Origin of the sequence: Gottfriedia sp. OAE603, from assembly GCF_040543965.1 — a bacterium.
Classification (GTDB): domain Bacteria; phylum Bacillota; class Bacilli; order Bacillales; family Bacillaceae_G; genus Gottfriedia; species Gottfriedia solisilvae.
In genome coordinates, this window is record NZ_JBEUNN010000001.1 from 3,177,559 (window position 1) to 3,192,942 (window position 15,384).

16 protein-coding genes and 1 riboswitch are annotated in these 15,384 nt (G+C 32.8%); of the genes, 5 read left to right on the plus strand and 11 right to left on the minus strand.

Features of this window, described 5'->3' with window-relative positions; genetic code table 11:
- Positions 1–90 precede the first annotated feature (90 nt).
- Positions 91–264: riboswitch (Lysine riboswitch) on the minus strand.
- A gap of 132 nt (positions 265–396) precedes the next feature.
- Complete coding sequence (uvrC, locus tag ABID96_RS16260) at positions 397–2,169, minus strand: excinuclease ABC subunit UvrC (RefSeq protein ID WP_192602918.1); 1,773 nt, start codon at positions 2,167–2,169, stop codon at positions 397–399.
- Between the two features lie 181 nt (positions 2,170–2,350).
- On the opposite strand from uvrC, the gene ABID96_RS16265 reads away from it, so the two are divergent.
- Positions 2,351–2,521 (plus strand): hypothetical protein, encoded by a 171-nt coding sequence (locus tag ABID96_RS16265; RefSeq protein WP_192602919.1) that lies wholly within the window; start codon positions 2,351–2,353, stop codon positions 2,519–2,521.
- A 335-nt stretch (positions 2,522–2,856) separates the two neighbouring features.
- Here the strand turns inward: ABID96_RS16265 and ABID96_RS16270 are convergent, their stop codons facing one another.
- The 4 genes from ABID96_RS16270 to trxA all read right to left on the minus strand — a co-directional run bounded on the left by ABID96_RS16270 (position 2,857) and on the right by trxA (position 6,412).
- Complete coding sequence (locus ABID96_RS16270) at positions 2,857–3,354, minus strand: P-loop nucleotide/nucleoside kinase family protein (RefSeq protein WP_192603170.1); 498 nt, start codon at positions 3,352–3,354, stop codon at positions 2,857–2,859.
- A 395-nt stretch (positions 3,355–3,749) separates the two neighbouring features.
- Positions 3,750–5,303 carry an MDR family MFS transporter gene (locus ABID96_RS16275; RefSeq protein WP_192603171.1) on the minus strand — a complete coding sequence of 518 codons (1,554 nt, stop codon included), beginning with the start codon at positions 5,301–5,303 and terminating at the stop codon, positions 3,750–3,752.
- 153 nt (positions 5,304–5,456) lie between these two features.
- Positions 5,457–5,897, minus strand: coding sequence for a MarR family winged helix-turn-helix transcriptional regulator (locus ABID96_RS16280; protein WP_377896951.1), 441 nt, complete (start codon positions 5,895–5,897; stop codon positions 5,457–5,459).
- A gap of 197 nt (positions 5,898–6,094) precedes the next feature.
- A complete protein-coding gene (gene trxA, locus ABID96_RS16285; RefSeq protein WP_088003600.1) occupies positions 6,095–6,412 on the minus strand; it encodes a thioredoxin in 318 nt (105 codons plus the stop codon).
- Between the two features lie 169 nt (positions 6,413–6,581).
- Between trxA and ABID96_RS16290 the strand changes: the two genes are divergently transcribed.
- The 3 genes from ABID96_RS16290 (at position 6,582) to ABID96_RS16300 (ending at position 7,911) form a co-directional block, all read left to right on the plus strand.
- Entirely contained in the window at positions 6,582–7,064 is a 483-nt protein-coding gene (locus tag ABID96_RS16290; protein ID WP_192602920.1) for a GNAT family N-acetyltransferase, read from the plus strand.
- Between the two features lie 151 nt (positions 7,065–7,215).
- A complete protein-coding gene (locus tag ABID96_RS16295; protein ID WP_192602921.1) occupies positions 7,216–7,374 on the plus strand; it encodes an FbpB family small basic protein in 159 nt (52 codons plus the stop codon).
- Positions 7,375–7,692: 318 nt separating this feature from the next.
- On the plus strand, positions 7,693–7,911 hold the full coding sequence (locus ABID96_RS16300) for a hypothetical protein (RefSeq protein ID WP_192602922.1): 219 nt from the start codon (positions 7,693–7,695) through the stop codon (positions 7,909–7,911).
- Between the two features lie 94 nt (positions 7,912–8,005).
- Here the strand turns inward: ABID96_RS16300 and ABID96_RS16305 are convergent, their stop codons facing one another.
- From ABID96_RS16305 to ABID96_RS16330, 6 genes are all read right to left on the minus strand, one after another.
- Positions 8,006–8,983 (minus strand): electron transfer flavoprotein subunit alpha/FixB family protein, encoded by a 978-nt coding sequence (locus tag ABID96_RS16305; RefSeq protein ID WP_192602923.1) that lies wholly within the window; start codon positions 8,981–8,983, stop codon positions 8,006–8,008.
- A 57-nt stretch (positions 8,984–9,040) separates the two neighbouring features.
- Positions 9,041–9,814, minus strand: a complete 774-nt coding sequence (locus tag ABID96_RS16310) for an electron transfer flavoprotein subunit beta/FixA family protein (protein WP_088003584.1) — start codon at positions 9,812–9,814, stop codon at positions 9,041–9,043.
- A gap of 56 nt (positions 9,815–9,870) precedes the next feature.
- Complete coding sequence (locus tag ABID96_RS16315) at positions 9,871–10,641, minus strand: enoyl-CoA hydratase (protein ID WP_192602924.1); 771 nt, start codon at positions 10,639–10,641, stop codon at positions 9,871–9,873.
- Positions 10,642–10,653: 12 nt separating this feature from the next.
- A complete protein-coding gene (locus ABID96_RS16320) occupies positions 10,654–11,265 on the minus strand; it encodes a fatty acid metabolism transcriptional regulator FadR (protein ID WP_192602925.1) in 612 nt (203 codons plus the stop codon).
- Between the two features lie 411 nt (positions 11,266–11,676).
- Entirely contained in the window at positions 11,677–13,380 is a 1,704-nt protein-coding gene (locus ABID96_RS16325) for a long-chain-fatty-acid--CoA ligase (RefSeq protein ID WP_192602926.1), read from the minus strand.
- A gap of 141 nt (positions 13,381–13,521) precedes the next feature.
- The gene (locus ABID96_RS16330) at positions 13,522–14,328 is read right to left on the minus strand and encodes a sugar nucleotide-binding protein (protein WP_192602927.1); all 807 of its coding nucleotides are present in this window, start codon (positions 14,326–14,328) and stop codon (positions 13,522–13,524) included.
- Positions 14,329–14,461: 133 nt separating this feature from the next.
- Here ABID96_RS16330 and dat point away from each other — a divergent pair, with 133 nt between their 5' ends.
- Positions 14,462–15,346: a D-amino-acid transaminase gene (gene dat / locus ABID96_RS16335; protein ID WP_192602928.1), complete on the plus strand. Its 885-nt coding sequence runs from the start codon at positions 14,462–14,464 to the stop codon at positions 15,344–15,346.
- The last annotated feature ends 38 nt before the right edge of the window (positions 15,347–15,384 follow it).

Sequence of the window (15,384 nt, forward strand, 5' to 3'; positions counted from 1 at the left end):
TTCATAAAAAAGAATACAAAAAAGCGCGTGAAGCAATGTTCACGCGCCTAATTTACAAAAATTGTAATAAAATAGACAAATCATCAACATCTCTTCAATAGCTCCCCGCATTTAGTATGCGACAGTACTACACCTATTAAATGCAGTCCCAACGAAAAGAATTGTGGATTCATTTCATTTCGGCAAAACTTCCTTTCAGCTGTCCATAACAACGCCACACGTCTATGACAGCATACTTTTAAGTTTTGCACCTCTATTACGAGAGAAAATATTATATTTTTAACTTAATATAAATTATTTTGAAAATAGTGTCAAGGAATTTTTCTCCTCATACCGTGAACATTGACGTTATGCTCCTAGAAGCTATTTACAAAAAATAAGACGAAAAATGCTCTATTACTTTCTAAAGTGCTGATAAATTTCTTCCGCTACATTTTTTGGGATTTTTGCTTGGATCAGTTCTTCTATTGTTGCCTCTTTGATTTTTTTTACAGAACCGAAATGTTTTAATAATGCTTTCTTTCTAGTACCACCAACTCCGGTAATACCATCTAATGCGGACTGAACCATCGATTTACTGTGAAGTTGACGATAAAATTCAATTGCAAAACGATGAACTTCATCTTGAATTCTTTGTAATAAAAAGAATTCTTGACTCTGTCTGCCTAATTGAACAATTTGAGGTGGCTGTCCTATTATTAACTCAGATGTACGATGTTTTTCATCTTTTATTAATCCAGCTGTTGGAATATACAACCCTAGCTCATTTTGTAATACATCTTCAACTGCTGATAAGTGACCTTTTCCTCCATCAACAATAATTAGATTGGGAAGAGGAAGGTTTTCTTTCAGAGCTCTTGAATATCTTCTTCTAACCACTTCACGCATTGAATCATAATCATCAGGTCCAACTACGGTTTTAATTTTATATTTTCTATAATCCTTTTTAGAAGGCTTGCCATCAATAAAAACAATCATAGCAGAAACTGGATTGGTACCTTGAATATTAGAATTATCAAATGCTTCGATTCGATAAGGAGTTTCAATATTTAATATTTCTCCAAGCTTTTCGATTGCTTTAATTGTTCTCTCTTCATCTCTTTCAATCAACTTGAATTTTTCTTGTAAGCCGATTTTTGCATTTTTATTTGCTAGAACGACTAATTCTTTTTTCTGTCCTCTTTTAGGTTGGAGAACAGGAACATTTAATAACTCTTTTAAGAGATCAATATCTACTTTATCTGGTACAAAAATTTCTTTTGGCTTTATGTTATGTGTTTTCTCATAAAATTGGCCAACAAAAGATAAAAATGCCTCTTCAGGTTCGTCATAAATTGGAAAATATGATACATCCCTTTCAATCAATTTTCCTCTACGGACAAAGAATACTTGTACACACATCCAGCCTTTATCCACGGCATAACCAAATACATCACGATCAACTAGATCACTGCTCATCATCTTCTGTTTTTCCATCGTTGCTTCAATAGAGACAATTTGATCTCGAAACTCTTTCGCTCGTTCAAAATCCAATTGTTCTGATGCAGCCAACATCTTCGCTTCGAGCTCTTTTCGGATTTGATCTTCTCCACCGTTTAAAAATCGAATAATTTCATTTACAATTTCTTGATTTTGTTCATCAGTTACATCTTTAACACAAGGTGCAAGACATTGCCCAATATGATAATACAAACAAACTTTATCCGGTAATGTAGAACATTTTCGAAGTGGATACAAACGGTCTAATAATTTTTTTGTTTCATTCGCCGCATTTACATTTGGAAAAGGACCAAAATATTTCCCCTTATCTTTTTTTACATTACGTGTAATTAGTAAACGAGGATGCTTTTCAGCCGTTATTTTAATGAAGGGATATGTTTTATCATCCTTCAACATGATGTTATATTTCGGATCATACTTTTTGATAAGATTCATCTCTAAAATTAGAGCTTCCATATTGGAAGATGTAACGATATATTCGAAATCGGTAATTTCTTGAACTAATCGATACGTTTTTCCATCATGAGAACCTGTAAAATATGATCTAACCCTATTTTTTAGAATTTTTGCTTTCCCTACATAAATGATAGTTCCCTGAACATCCTTCATTAAATAACAACCTGGTTGATCAGGTAAAAGCGCTAATTTTTCTTTTAAATGTTTGTCCAATGTCTTACCCCCTTTCGTGGAGTTGTACACTTTATTATAATCTGCAAAGTCATAAACTGAAAATAATTAAATTAGATAATTGATTTATATATATTAATGATCTGAATTATTATTTTAAGCAAAAATTAAGTTTCACTCCTTACTATACTCTTATAAATTTTAAATTTTAGAGGAGAAAAATATGAAAAAAATAAGAATTGTTCATTTTGGGTTAGGAGTAATTGTTTCAGTATTTTTGTTAACTAAATCAGTTACAGGAATCGTATTATATTTTAACAAGGGGCACGAAGAACCAAAATTTTCGATGCAACCCGGTTTAAATTCAACAAATCAAAATTATTGGTTTAATTAGTGGAATTGGTTTATTCATTTTAACTAGTACAGGACTAGCATAATCATGGATAATAAGGAATACAAAGCGCAAGACTAAAAAGAAAAAGCAAAAAGTATCAATGGCAGTTTAAAAAGAAAAACCTATGATTTCCCATAACGGGTTCTATTATAGGGGACAAAAATTAAAAACCCTTTAAAATCTCATATGTTTTAACATTAAAAACAGTTGGTATTTCACCTAAAGAGAAATGAATAACATAGCAAATAAAAACGCAGAGGTTTTAGCATCCTCTGCGTTTTTATAATTTAATGACCTGTTCTTACTGGGTCTATAACGCTGTGTTGAACTCCTTATTATTCTTTTCCACTAAGCTCTAAAATATTTAAACCCTCAGATGCTTCTGGTGCTTCAAAAAAACTAGTAACATGAATAAACACCGCTTCAGTGTCAAAGGCAGCTCTTTCGGGTTGTTCGTTTCGTCTTTGTGCAATTTGACGTAAGCATTGCTCGTTATTTAAATTAAGGAAAATTACTTGATGGCTTGCATTGACCTCTGACGCCATATCCAAAAACCACTTTCGCAATTTTTGAGTGTTAGCTGGAAAATCCATCACTACATCTGTACCGACACTTAATATGTTTTGGACATGCTTTTTCACCAATGGCTTAATCTGTGCTGAAAATTTTAGATAGTCCTCAAATGATGCAACCTGATTGGGATAAAGTGATGAGATCCATTCATCCTCAGACAGCAGTACCGCGTGTTTATCTATCGCCAATTGATTTGATTTAGTTGATTTTCCTGCACCCATTTTTCCACAGAAAAAGTATAGCGTCCCCATTTGTTTCAAATTTTTTAACCCCACTTTTTCTCCCCTCCTATTGGATTGTCAATTAAATAATGGTCTTTTGCGATACTTCCCAATCTGTTTTTTCAAACTCTTTTCCTTTGGTTTTAAAAATCGCAAAATTAAGCCCTACTTTCTATTAAAAAACTTACACACTTTTAGTGTAACTCTTAGCACCAAAAATCGCACTTAGAAAATAGTGTACAATGGCTATTGTACACTGTTGACTTTATACAAAAATTGGTGCGATTTTTATAAAATAATTTTAAGAAAAGGCTTATAAAAATAAAAAACACCTACTCGTAATTTCCGAATAGGTGTGCGATTTACTATGTGATTTTTCTATTTTGTCCGTCTAAAGAGAACCCGTTAAAGTTCCCATAGGTTTTCTTTTTATATTATGAAGTAGCCGTTTCAGCCTCTACGTCTTCTTTTAATTCATCATCGCCAGCTTTTTTATTAGTAAGCTTAATTTGTTTTATGAAAAGTGTACAAATCGCTCCAACAATTATAAAGCCTAACCCAACAAAGAATACATTGTGAAGAGATTCCATTAATGATGTTTTAATAATTGGTAGCATACCTTGTAATAAATCATTCGGAATTAATTTCTTAGCATCCTCATTAAATAACATTGTAAACACCGATTGAGGATTCGAATCAATCATATCTTTAAATTTATTTACTAATGGTGCTGCTTGTTCTGGTAATTTATTTAAAAATGGTACTAATTCATCATTTAAAAGTGTACCTGATTTACTATTCATAACTGCACCTAATACAGTTGCACCAAATGTTCCGCCTATTGAACGGAAGAATTGGCTTGAAGAAGTAACGATACCTAATTCTTTTTTGTCAAATACTTCTTGTAAGGCTAATGTGATCGTTGGCATTACTAGACCAATTCCAAGTCCCATTACCCCCATAAAGATTGTTGCAATCGTCTTACTTGAATCCATATCTAAAGTTGTTAGAAGGTATAGACCTAATGCAATGACAAACATCCCTGTCATAATTTGTGACTTAATACCAACTTTAAATACAAGTTGACCACCAATAATACTTGCGATAATCATTGTCACCATCATTGGCGTCATGATTGTACCAGATTCCGTTGCACTCACGCCAACAATACCTTGCATAAAGAATGGTACAAACATAATAGCACCAAACATCGCAATCGTCATAAAGAAACCAATTAAGTTTAATGTAACAAACGTTCTATTTTTAAATAGATACATTGGAAGAATTGGTTCTTCAGCTCTATTTTCAACGATAATAAAGCTAATAATACCAATTACTGCTAAAGCAAATAGTCCAATAATCTGCCATGAATCCCAATCATAATCTACTCCGCCTAAACTTAATGCAAGAAGTAGACTTACAACCCCAATAATCATCGTAATCATACCAGCGATATCAAAGTTGATTGGACCAGTATTTTTTCTTCCTTTTAAACCTAAAGCAATAAAGATGGTTGCAATAATACCTACTGGTAAATTAATATAGAAAACCCATTTCCAATTTAATGAGTCAACAATCCACCCACCAATTTGCGGACCAATTACAGATGCTAAACCATAAATCCCACCAAATACCCCTTGGAATTTTGCGCGTTCTTTACCTGTAAACATATCCCCGATAACAATCATCGCCATCGGCATCATTACACCGCCACCGATACCTTGAATCCCACGGTAAATGATTAATTCTGTCATATTATTTGCAATACCACACAGTGCTGAAGCAGCCATAAAAATGACTAAACCAGTAATATATACTCCTCTACGACCTAAAAGGTCAGCTAATTTACCTGCAATTGGTACCACTGTCGTAGATGTTAATAAGTATGCTGTAGTAAGCCACGTCATCATACTTAATCCACCAAGGTCTCCTACGATTTTTGGCATTGCAGTACCTACTATCGTACCATCTAATGCCGAGAAAAACATTGCTATGATAAGCCCTATTAGCAATAACTTTCGATTGCCATCTTTTTTAATAGCTGTATTTGTACTCAAACTATTTTGCCCCTTTCTCCCCCATATTTTTTAACTAATTAATAGTAGAAATACGGTTATTGTGCTTTATAATTTTTTCTATCATTAAATTTCAGATGTTACCGCTTTGGCAAGCTTTTCAGCAATTAATGCAAACTGTAAAAGCTCCTCATCTGAAAGAGTTAATAATGAACTCTCAAAAATTGCTTTTCTTTCTTTTATAACAAGATCAAGTTTTTTTTGACCTTCTTCACTAAGCATAATATTTACTACTCTTCTGTCTTTTTTATCATGTTCACGATAAACAAAATTACTATGTTCTAACCGATCAATCATAAATGATACCGCGCTTGGTTTCACTCCCATATACTCGGCAATTTCAGAAATTTTACAGCTCTCGTTTTTCCGTAAATACATTAATACAAAAAACTGAGTAGCAGTTATGTTATGTTTATTCATTTGCTCTGTCATCTTTGGTTGCATCTTATGAACGGCAGTTTGAAAGCCAATTTGTATTCGCTCGATGTACTCATTCTTATTATTCAAAATTTAACCTCCTTTAACAGTTAATTTATATAAATATTTAATGCGTGTTAACTATTTATGCTTATTAAATATATACCGACAAAGCTTGTTTCGCAACAAGAGAATTATTAAATATTTTTAATAAAACGCTTACAGATATTTTTGTGCAAAAAAAAGAAATGCACTCATAAAAAGAGTGCATTTCCTACAAATTAATATTAACCAAGGTGTGGTGTAATTAATTCTTCTAAAGCTTCTTTTGGTTTGAAGCCTAAAGTTTTCTCTACTACTTCACCATCTTTAAGAACGAATAATGAAGGGATACTCATAACTTCAAATTTAGCTGCTGTTTCTTGGTTTTCATCAACATCAACTTTAACGATTTTAACTTTATCACCATATTCAGAAGCTAATTCTTCTAAAACTGGAGCGATCATTTTACAAGGACCACACCAAGTTGCCCAAAAATCAACTAATACTACACCTTCTTTTGTTTCTTCTGCGAATGTTGCATTTGATGCATTTACAATTGCCATATCTATTTCCTCCTATCGCCTCTCTACATAAATACATTATGTAGTTTGACTTAATTTGTTATAAATTTTAAAGTAAGTATACCATATGAGAATTAGCACTATCTATTAATTTGCTCAAACTTACTATTTCCAAACAATTTGTTGATATACCAATGAAAGGATTAAAAAAATGATTACATTTGAAAAAATTACAGAAGAATATATAGACGTAATTGTCGAAATCACCAATTCAAATCAAAATTATAATCTAATGGAAAATGGATCTCCTACTCGTACTAAAGAAGAGCTTTTTAAAGAATATTTTCAATCAACGAATCAAAGTGAAACTTATTTTATTAAACTTGATGATACATATATCGGACTAATCGACTTTTTAATACTAAACCCTAGAGATGGTTTTCCATGGCTTGGATTATTAATGATTCACGGTGATTACCAAGGATATGGATTTGGTACGAATGCATTTGTATTATTTGAAGAACAAATTAAAAATCAAGAAAATATTCACGCTTTAAGATTAGGTGTTTTAATAGATAACTATCAAGCTAAGGAATTTTGGAAGTCACATGGATTTTCTTATGTAGAAAATAAAACAAATACTGATGGTATTGAAGTAGAAGTTTACGAAAAAGTTTATACTAAGATTGATTAAGTTTATCTTACGCTGAAACATTTATGCAGCGTCTCTTTTTCAAGGACACAATATTGTAATAATTCCAAGAGTTTGTGCTCATTTTTTTATGTTAAGATATTTTTGAATATAAATAAATATTCAGAAATTTATTAAGATAGGAGTGGCAAACATGAGAAAAACATTTCGTAAATCGTTTAATCAATTAGTAAATGAAAATAAACAATCTCTTCTTAGAAATAAAGAAGAAATTGAAAAGATTGAAAGAAAAATTGAAAAACGCCACGAAGTCGAAGAAATAGCCAATAAATTAGAAAAAGCAATTTCATAATGACATATAACGTAATCCTTGAATTCATTCAAGGGTTATTTTTTTTGCTTTTTTCTATAAGTGTGTCCCTTTCTTGGATTTGAGAAAGTCAGTAGTTCGTTTTGTCGTAAAGAATGCATGATCCACTTCGTGTGGACCAAACAGGATTACCTTTCGCCCCACGAAAAGGGAGCATCCTGGAGTTGTAATCAACTAACGTACACTTAATTCGCAACAATGTATAAGAAACAATCATATTTAAACGAAAATAGGCGAACTCTTACTTTACAAAATCGTACTATATAGTACATGAGTCTAGTAAAAGGAGGAGATGAATGTATGCACCCTTTTTGGAATCATTATCCACATTACCCTTCTAGAAATGATTATACGCATATGGATAATCACCACATGATGCAATCAATCGCAAATCTTGAAAATCAAATACAGAACCTTGTTAAGGCAATAGAAGCAAATAATGAATTGCTTCGTTCAATTGAGCAGAAACAAAACCAAGTTATTACAAGTGGTGGCGGTTCAGTCATTGTTAGAATGTAAACAACGAAGTCTTCTCTTGCTAGATACAAAAAAACAATAAGGACTTCATCTAAAAGATGAAGTCCTTTTCTATTTCTCAAGAAAACAATATACCTTAAGAATTTACTAATACTGATTTAAATTCTTCAGTTAATAATGGTAATACTTCAAACAAGTCTCCTACGATTCCATAGTCTGCAACTTTGAAGATATTCGCTTCAGGATCTTTGTTAATCGCAACAATAACTTTAGAATTTGACATACCAGCTAAATGTTGAATTGCACCAGAGATACCACATGCAATATATAAATCTGGTGTTACAACTTTACCAGTTTGACCAATTTGAAGCGAGTAATCACAGTAATTAGCATCACATGCACCACGTGAAGCACCAACAGCTGCGCCTAATACTGTTGCTAATTCTTTTAATGGATTAAAGCCGTCTTCGCTTTTAACTCCACGTCCACCTGCAACAATAATTTTCGCTTCTGAAAGATCTACTCCTTCACTTGCCTTACGTACTACGTCTTTTACGATTGAACGTAAGTCTTTAATTTCTACAGATAGTGATGCAACGTCTCCACTACGTGCAGTATCTTTTTCTAATGGAGCGATATTATTTGGACGAATTGTCGCAAAAATGAATGGATCTACCATTACTTTTTTCTCGAAAGCTTTACCAGAGTAAATTGGACGAGTGAATACAATATTTCCACCAGCTACTTCGATCGCAGTTACGTCAGAAATTAATCCACTTTGTAAGCGAGCTGCAAGCTTAGGGGATAGGTCTTTACCTAAAGCAGTATGACCTAATACAAGTCCGTCCGGTTTTTCTTGATCAACTACTGCAAGTAATGCTTGAGAAAATCCATCTGATGTATATGAAGCTAATTTTTCATCTTCAACTACAACCGCACGATCTGCACCAAATTGAATCATTTCACTAGCTAACGCATTTACTGATTGACCAACTAATACAGCAACTACTTCTCCGCCTTCAGCAATTGTCTTAGCCGTACTGATTGCTTCGAATGATACATTACGTAATGAGCCTTCACGAACTTCGCCTAATACTAATACTTTACGTGACATGTTATTTCCCTCCAAATTTTTCTATTACTCTATTATTTAGTTACATTCATTTTTAGATTAAATTACTTTTGCTTCAGAACGTAATAATGATACTAATTCTTTTACTTGGTCTTGTAAGTCACCTGATAATACTTTACCAGCTTCTTTTTTCGCAGGTAGATAAATTTCGATTGTTTTCGTTTTCGCTTGAACATCGTCTTCTTCTAGATCTAAATCATCTAATTCTAATTCATCTAAAGGTTTCTTTTTCGCTTTCATGATACCAGGTAATGAAGGGTATCTAGGTTCATTTAAACCTTGTTGAGCAGTGATTAGTAATGGTAGAGATGTTTCAATAATTTCAGTATCTCCTTCAACATCACGCTCAATTTTTGCAGTTGTACCGCTAATTTCAAGCTTTGTGATTGTTGTCACGTAAGGGATATTTAATAATTCAGCGACGCGAGGACCTACTTGACCAGTACCACCGTCAATTGCAACATTACCCGCTAGAATAATAGAAGGATCTTTATCTTCTAAGTACTTAGCTAAAAGTGTAGATGTTGTAAATTGGTCAGCGCTTTCAATATCATCTTCAACATTAATTAAAACAGCTTTATCAGCACCCATTGCTAATGCAGTGCGAAGTTCTTTTTCACTGTCTTCATTGCCAATCGTAACAACTGTTACTTCACCGCCATGTGTATCACGGATTTGAATCGCTTCTTCTACTGCATACTCATCGTATGGATTTATAATAAATTCAGCGCCATCTTCTTGAATAGCACCATTTGAAATCGTAATTTTTTCTTCAGTGTCAAATGTTCTTTTTAATAGTACATAAATATTCATCTTTAAACCCTCCTAGGAAATGTTAACTACATCTATTTTTTAAAATAGTAAACTACTTATTTATGAAACACAGGTTTTCTTTTTTCTAAAAATGCACTTATTCCTTCTTTTGCACCTTCAGTTGTAAAAATATCTCCAAATAATCTAGATTCTTTTTCAACGCCCTCATGATATGAAGTCGTTCTAGTAGAAGATAGTAGCTGTAGTACATATTCAATTGATTGTTTACTTTTATGTGCAATTTTTGACGCTAATGTAGTTGCTTCTTCTAATAATTTTTCTTCAGGGACTACAATTGTAGCTAGACCATATTTCCCAGCTTCTACACCAGAAATTGTTTCTGCTGTCGCCATCATTAATAAGGCTTTATCTCTACCTACATATCTTGGTAATCGTTGTGTACCTGCAAACCCTGGAATAATACCTAAGTTTAATTCAGGTAATCCTAGCTTTGCATTCTCCGCTACTACTCGAATATGACAACTCATTGCAAATTCAAGTCCGCCACCTAAAGCAGCACCATGAATTGCAGCAATGATCGGTTTAGAATAATTTTCAACACGCTCAAATACTAGCTGACCTTTTCTTGCAACTGCAGCTGCATCGTCGGCGCTTTTAAATGAGGTAAATTCTTTAATATCAGCTCCTGCAGAAAAAAATCTGCCTTCACCATGGAATACTAGTACTCGTACATCATCATTTTTTTCTAATTCTTCTAGATGCTGTACCATTTCTGCAAAAACCACAGAAGACATTGCATTTGCTGGTGGATTTTGAATTGTTAAAAATGCAACACCATTCGATACTGAACATTGAAGTAAGCCCACAACTTTTCCTCCCTATTGTCCTAAAGTACTAGAACGTTCTTTTTGATATCCGCATCCTCTTATTAACAATTGGTGAACTTTCTCGGCATTTGCCTCCAAATCCTGATTTTGGCCAGTCATTACCCAATGAGTCATAACTTCATCTATCGTTCCAAAAATCATCTTTCTAGCCATTCGAATATCTAAATTTTCATCAAACAAGCCTTCTTTAACACCTTCGATTAAGATCGAATCAATTATGTGTAAATACTCTTTAAGTACTTCATTAATTTTCACTCGAAGATCAAGATTTGTTTGTCTAACTTCTAATTGCATTACGATGGCTAAATTTAAATCATTCGACATTTCACGAAAATGTGTTTTCACCAACGTTAATAACTTCGATACCGCATCGCAATTACCTGCAATATCTTCACGAATTTTTTCAGCAAAGACACCCATCTTTTCTTCAAACAATGTAATTAATATTGATTCTTTATTTTTAAAATATAAATAGATTGTTCCGTCAGCTACTCCAGCTTTTTTCGCAATCTTAGAAACTTGTGCTTGATGGTAACCGTTTTCAGCAATCACCACTACAGCAGCATCTATTATTTGTTTAAATTTTGGTTTATCTCTTTTCATTTTTTTTACTCCTTTGTACAGTGAATGAATAATCATTCATATTTTCATAATACTAACTTATCAGAAAATTGTCAATTATCCTTTAATAATTTTTATCATTTATTTAACTGAAGATTTCCATCCGATCACCTTCAATTCTTTACTAAATTCTAAAAATTCCTATACAAATAGTTTACCATTTTTTCTCAGACAAATTCGTCTAGATTCACAATTCTTGAAACTTCGAAAGGCTATTCTGTTTTAAATAAGAATGCGTTAATGAAAGACTTCCAGGTCTCTCTTTCTAACCGCGGGATGAGTGTTATCCCAACCAATCCAATCTTTAATTAGATCCGCTAAATAAAAAAGTATGTAGTCAGAATATTTGATAACAGTTAGAGGGATGTAAGGTCTACATCCCTTTATCATCATTTAAGAAAGTTTTTCTTCAGTGTTTTCTTTAGCATTTCTTTGTTTTTCTTCTTCAACTAATTGTCTTCTTAAAATCTTTCCAATTGCAGTCTTTGGAAGTTCTTTTCTAAACTCATATTGTCTTGGTACTTTATATGCAGCCAAGTATTTACGCGAAAATTCATCTAACTCATTTTCTGTAACTGTCTTACCTTCTTTTAGAACAATAAATGCTTTAACAGTCTCACCTCGGTATGGGTCTGGAACGCCAATTACAACAGTTTCTTGGACTGCTTCATGTTCGTATAAAACTTCTTCCACATCTCTTGGATATACATTAAATCCGCCTGCAATAATCATGTCTTTTTTGCGATCAACGATATAGAAGAATCCATCTTCATCCATATAGCCTAAATCGCCAGTATATAACCATCCGTCTTTTAATGTTGCAGCCGTTTCCTCAGGTCTATTCCAATACCCCTTCATTACTTGAGGGCCGGAAACAATTAACTCACCAATTTCTCGAACAGGTAATTCTTCACCTGTTTCCATAGATACGATCTTGGCATCAGTACTTGGCCAAGGTACTCCAATACTTCCTGAAACTCGTCTATCCCATAAAAAATTACTATGAGTAACTGGAGAAGCTTCTGATAATCCGTAACCTTCTACCAGTTTTCCACCAGTAACTTTTTCAAATTGTTCCTGAACTTCTACAGGTAGTGCTGCCGACCCACTTAAACATGAATGGATACATGAAATATCAGTTTTTGATAGATCAGGATGATTTAATAAAGCAATATACATTGTAGGTGCACCCGGAAACAATGTTGGGCGATATTTCTTAATTGCTTCTAACATGAGTGATGCGTCGAACCTCGGTATAATAATCATTTCATATGCACACATAATTGATAAATTCATACAAGCCGTCATACCGTATACGTGGAAAAATGGTAATACAGTAAGGATTTTTTCTTCCCCTTTACGACTCTTATATAACCACTTTTCTGACATTAACGTGTTTGAGGCTAAATTTTTATGTGTCAACATAACACCTTTTGGAAAACCCGTCGTACCACCTGTATATTGAAGAATTGCTACATCATCTACACTAGTGTTTGTAAGCTCTAATTCAACAGGTGCAGATATTTTCATAATATAATTAAATTGATGAATTGATGGATCCTTTGGTATTTTAGGTGCTTTTGGTTGCTTTGAAAGTGGGTATAATACTTTTTTTATGATTGGTAAATAATCTCTAACTGAGGTTACAAAGATATGTTTAAGTTTCGTATTATTTTTGACTGAATGGACTCTATTAATCAATAAATCTAAGCAAATAATAGCGGTAGCACCACTGTCATTCATTTGATATTCAAGTTCACGTTCAGTATAAAGTGGATTCGTTTGTACAATAATGGCATCTGCGAACAGAATTCCGTAATATGCAATTACCGCCTGTGGACTATTTGGTAGCATGATTGCTACACGATCACCTTTTTTTATTCCTAGATTCCTCAAATAATTTGCAAATCTAAGAGATTGTACATAAATTTCTTTAAATGTCATCTCTCTCCCAAGGAAGTTAAGCGCTTTCTTATCTGGGTACTCTGTGGCTGTCTTTTTTAAATATATAGGAAGAAGTTCAAAATCACTCTCTAATGTAGTAGGTATCTGCTCTGGATATTGACTCACCCAAGGTTTTGCTTTTAGTTCCTCCATACCATTCACCACCAGTATTTTATAGTAGGTTCATACTAAAATTAGTATATGATACTTATTATCCCTATACAATCAAAATATTAAGAAAATTTAATCTTTTCTCTCATACATTATTAGTTTATTCAATTCAAAAACAGGCTCCTATACGATTTCACTAATCAGTTGCTGATTATCATATGTAAACTGTTTAGGTAGATCTGTACGATTAATGATCAAGCCAAAATTGTATTTTTCTACATCTTCTACTTTGAGTGCTTTCATTTTTACATCTGTATCAAGGGATTGTACAAGTTTATAAATAAAAGAATACTGTGACTCTATATCAGTTGTAGCTAAATGAAAAATGCCAGTCAAATCATTTTCAATAATAGAACGGATTTGTTTAGCGATTCTCTGATCTGATGCGTGGTTTAAATAAATATTTTCGTATGCTTCTACTTCAAGTTGATTCGCAATTTTATCCTTGATTTCATTTAATCTAGATGAATTTTTTCCCCAAACCATTGGTAATCTAAGAATTACACCTTGGTGACCTAACTCGCTTTGTATTAATTTTTCACATTCAATTTTAAATTGACCATAATCTGATGTAGCTAAAGGCGTGTCGTTTTCATCATGATGCTTTGTAATGTCTCCATCAAACACATTTGTTGTGGAACAAAATAATAGCTTTGTTTTTGTGGATTTAATTTTTTGAATGATTTGCTTGTGTACTTCTAACTGAATGTCAAATTCGCCTCTTAAGCATGAAATAATAAAATGAGGAGTAATTTCATCAATCCAATCTAAAATTCTCTTACTATCTTTAATATTCCATTGAAGCTGGTGATCATCTTTAATGCCTAATTTTGTTTGATTATATGTACCATAAACATCGAAAGTAGACGATAATTCCGCCAATAATGCCTTTCCTACTAAGCCGCTTGCTCCTAAAACTAATATTTTCAACCTTCTCTCCCCTTTTTACAAATTATTTTATGAACATATGTTATATTGAATGTAACACAAAATATCTAACTATTAAAAAAATATTTTGAATTGTAGATTACAAGATTTTCATTTGTAAAGGAGTGCAAACCACATGAAAACGAAAGTTCTATTAAATAACCGAATTGTCGATTTAAAATCAGCAAATGTAAATATTTTAGATCGTGGATATCAGTTTGGCGATGGTGTTTATGAAGTAGTTCGTTTTTACGATGCTGCCTATTTTGAATTAGAAGCTCATTTAATCCGTTTGAAAGAAAGCTGTGAAAAAATCAATATACCCTTCAAAATGCATTTAAAGAAGCTCGAAAGTGATTTAGTCTATTTAATGAACACATGTGATTACAGCACTGGTTATGTATATATACAGATTACTAGAGGTGTAATGGACAGAAATCATATATACCGAGACCAACCTGATTTAAAACCTCAATTAGTTGCTTATACCGTTAAGGAAGAAAAGCGCCCATTAAAACTAATGGAACAAGGAATTACAGTTCATGTAACAGAAGATATCAGATGGTTACTTTGCGATATTAAAAGCTTAAACTTATTAGGTAGTGTCCTTGCAAAAAATAAAGCTCAGGAAAAAGGAGCAAAAGAAGCAGTATTGCATAGGGATGGAATCATCACTGAAGGTTCTTCAACAAATGTATTTATCGTAAAGGACGGAACTCTATATACTCATCCGGCAAACAACTTAATCTTAAATGGAATAACTAGAAGAGTCATCATAGATATTGCTAAAAAAGAAGGATTTCCAATTAAAGAAACAGCATTTACAATCGATGAATTCCTAAATGCTGATGAAGCATTTACATCTTCAACGACAGCAGAAATTATGCCAATCGTTTCAGTTTTACTTGATGAAAAAACATATGCTTTAGGAACTGGAAAACGTGGTGTAATCACTCAAAAAATACAAGATGAATATTCAGATTTAATTGCCAAGATTCCACTAAATCAATCAACATTATAAACATAAACGACTGTCTTTTTCTGACAGTCGTTTTTATG